This window comes from Kitasatospora sp. MY 5-36, from assembly GCF_001182915.1.
GTDB lineage: Bacteria > Actinomycetota > Actinomycetes > Streptomycetales > Streptomycetaceae > Kitasatospora.
The window spans coordinates 1-3,577 of record NZ_LFVW01000885.1; the positions used below are offsets into that span (position 1 = coordinate 1).

General features: G+C 74.8%; 2 protein-coding genes. Both read right to left on the minus strand.

The annotated features are described in order from the left end of the window. Positions 1-135: 135 nt before the first annotated feature. Positions 136-2,160: a squalene--hopene cyclase gene (gene shc, locus AE652_RS37730; RefSeq protein ID WP_049659813.1), complete on the minus strand. Its 2,025-nt coding sequence runs from the start codon at positions 2,158-2,160 to the stop codon at positions 136-138. Positions 2,161-2,224: 64 nt separating this feature from the next. Further along, positions 2,225-3,313 (minus strand): polyprenyl synthetase family protein, encoded by a 1,089-nt coding sequence (locus AE652_RS37735; RefSeq protein ID WP_063780402.1) that lies wholly within the window; start codon positions 3,311-3,313, stop codon positions 2,225-2,227. Positions 3,314-3,577 lie beyond the last annotated feature (264 nt).

Sequence of the window (3,577 nt, forward strand, 5' to 3'; positions counted from 1 at the left end):
CCAGCCCGGCGCGGCGCCGGCCGACCCCGGTGCGCACCAGCACCGGGGACCCCCCGGTCGCACCGCGCCAGTCGCCGCCGCGCAGGGCCCAGACCTCGGGGCCCAGGGCGCAGAGCACCAGCAGGGGCGCGGTGGTCACCGCGCCGTCCCGATCGCCGGGGTTCCGTCGGCCCGGATCGTGCCCGGGGCGCCGTTGAGGTAGCGGCCGAGCGCGGTGACCGGGAAGACCAGCCGGTACAGGTGGTAGTTGATGGAGAAGTCCCACGGGAAGCCGGTGCCGGTGAACTGCGGCTCGTCCCAGGTGCCCTCGGGCAGCTGGGTGCGCACCAGCCACTCCGCGCCGCGCTCCACCGCCGGGTTGGCCCGGTCCTTGGGCCCCTCGCCGGCCGCGAGCAGCGCCATCAGCGCCCACGCGGTCTGCGAGGCGGTGGAGTCGCCGCGCCCGGCCCAGCGCGCCGGGTCGTCGTAGGAGCGCATGTCCTCGCCCCAGCCGCCGTCGGCGTTCTGCCGGTCCTCCAGCCAGCGCACCGCCCGGCGGATCGCCGGGTGCTCGTCGGGGACGCCGGCCGCCACCAGGGCGGGCAGCACCGAGCCGGTGCCGTAGATGTAGTTGGTGCCCCAGCGGCCGAACCAGGAGCCGTCCGCCTCCTGGTTGCGCAGCAGCCACTCGATGCCGCGCCTGGTCCGGGGGTCGCGGGAGCGGCCGGTCTCGGCGAGCATCTCCACCACGTGCGCGGTGACGTCGGCGGACGGCGGGTCGACCACCTCGCCGAAGTCGCAGAACGGCAGCTTGTTGGGCAGCGTGCTGGTGTTGTCCACGTCGAAGGCGCCCCAGGCGCCGTTCTTGGACTGCATGCCGAGGTTCCACAGCACGCCCCGGTCCACCGCGCCGTCGACCTTGGCCGGGTCGGGGTGGGCGACCCGGCGCAGCGCGAGCACCACCTCGGCGGTGTCGTCGATGTCGGGGTAGGTGTCGTTCTCGAACTCGAAGGCCCAGCCGCCGGGGGCGAGCCCGGGCCGCTTCACGGTCCAGTCGCCGGGCTTGCGGATCTCCTCGCCGAGCATCCAGTCGACGGCGGAGACCAGCGCCGGGTGGTCGGCCGGCACCCCGGCGTCGACCAGGGCGATGGTGGCCAGGCAGGTGTCCCAGACCGGGGACTGGCAGGCCTCCAGCCAGCGCTTGCCGTCCTCGGTGTGCACGGTGAAGCGGTCGAAGGAGGAGAGTCCGGCCTTCATCACCGGGTGCTCCAGCTCGTAGCCCTCCAGGTGCAGGGCGATCAGCGAGTAGACGGCGGGGGGCTGGATGCCGCCCCAGCAGCCGTCGGCCTCCTGGCGTTCGACGATCCAGCGGCAGGCCTGCGAGAGGGCCAGTCGGCGCAGCGGGCGGAAGGCCCGGCGGTGGTAGGCGTGCAGCGCCTTGTCGAGGCGTTCGAACAGGCCGTCCCAGGTGGTGGCGGGGGCGAGCGGCCGGTGGGGGTACGGGTCGTTCGGGTCGGTGTGCAGCTCGGTGAGCGGGAAGGGCGCCGGACGGACCGGGCGGTGGGAGGAGACGACCGTCAGCGGGACGATGGTCTGGCGGGCCCAGCAGCCGAAGGCGTAGATGTTCAGCGGCAGCCACCTGGGCAGGAAGATGATCTCGGGCGGCATCTCGGGCAGCCGTTCCCAGGGCCACCAGCCGAACAGGGCGAGCCAGATCCGGGTGAACACCCGGGCGGCCGCGATGCCCCCGGCGGAGCGGACGTAACGCGCGGCGGCCAGCATGTGCGGGGCTTCCGGGTCGTCCCCGGCCAGCTTGAGGGCGACGTACGCCTCGACGGTGGTGGACAGCTCGGGCGGCCCGCCGTGGAAGGTGGACCAGGTGCCGTCCTCGCGCTGCTGGGAGCGGATCCATTCGGCGGTGGCGCGGGTCTGCTCCTCGGTGCGGATTCCCAGGAACTGGCGGAGCAGTAAGTCCTCGGCGTCCATGGTGACGTTGGTCTCCAGGTCGCCCTTCCACCAGCCCTCGGACGACTGCAGGGAGAGCAGGTGGGTGGTGGCGCGGGCCAGGGCCTCCCGCGCGTCGGCCGGTCCGTGGTCCGTCTCACCGGCCGGCCGCGGCTGGTCGGTGTCCTCGGGCTGCCACCGCCCCGTGCCCAGCAGGGCCGGGGGGCGGTCGCCCACCGCGACCGGCTCGGAATCGTACTCAGGGTCGAGCCGGCCGTCCGCGGTTGCTGTCAACGTAACGTCACCTCTCTCGTACCACCACGAATTCGGCGAGTGCGACGAAGTGCTCCCGCACCTCGTCGGTCATGGGCACCTCGTCCAGGGCGGCGAGGGCAGTCGTGTGCTGGCGGCGGGCCTCCTCCCGGGTCCAGGCGCGGCCGCCGGCGTCCTCGATCAGGGCGGCGCGGGCGGCGAGCTCGGGCTCGCTCTCCTCCCCGCGTCCCTTCGGGTCGGCCAGCTCCTCGGCGAGCCGGCGCGAGGCCGCTCCGCCCTCGGCCAGGGCGGCGGCGACCGGCAGGGACTTCTTGCGCTGGCGCAGGTCCCCCCAGTGCGGCTTGCCGGTGACCTCGGTGGCGCCCCAGATGCCGAGCAGGTCGTCCACCGCCTGGAAGGCGAGGCCAAGGTGGTGGCCGTAGCGCTGGAGCGAGTCGGAGACCTTGTCGTCGGCGCCGGCCAGGACGGCGCCGATCGCCGAGGCGGCGGCCAGCAGTGCCGCCGTCTTGCCGCCCTCCATCTCCAGGCACTCGGCGACCGTGACGCTGTCGCGCTGTTCGAAGGCGACATCCATGGCCTGGCCGTCGATCAGCCGGCGGGTCGCCGTGGTGAGCAGCCGGACGGCGCGCGCGGCGTCGGTGGCGCTCGCCCCGCCGGTCACGGCGGCGTCGAGCAGCACCTCGGTGCCGAGCGTCGCCAGGGCGTCGCCGACCAGGATCGCCTGGGCCGGCCCGAAGACCGTCCAGGCGGTGGCCCGGTGCCGTCGGGTCTCGTCACCGTCCATCAGATCATCATGGAGGAGGGAGAAGTTGTGCACCAGTTCAACCGCGACCCCACCGGGCACGCCGACCTCGGCCGCCGCGCCGGTGGCCCGGGCGGACAGCAGCGCCAGCGCCGGGCGCACGGCCTTGCCGCCGTCCCCCGTCACCGGGGTGCCGTCCCGGTCGATCCAGCCGAAGTGGTAGGCGGCGACGGTGTCCATGGGTGCGGCCAGTCGGGCGACGGCGGCCCGTAGCGGCGGGGTGCAGAGCGTACGGCTGCGGGCGAGCAGCTCCGGCACCGAGACCGGTTCGGCGTGCGCCGTGCCTCCGACGGCGTAGCCGGTGCGTGACTCCACGTGCGTTCCCTCTTCCTCGTGGTGCCGGGCCGCACGGGGCGGCCGGGCGCTGTCGGTGCGGCTGGTGTCGAATCGAGTGCCGGTGCCGGTGGTTCCAGCAGCGCCGGTGGTGCCGGTACGGCCGGCCGGGCCGCTCCCGGTGGATGCGCCGGTGCGCTCGACGGTACGCCCGTCGGCTCTGGCGGGCTCTCCGGCGGCGGGGCCCGCCGTCACCTGGGCCACCTCCCGTCGCCGCGGTCCACCGGCGTCCGGGCGCCGGCCGCG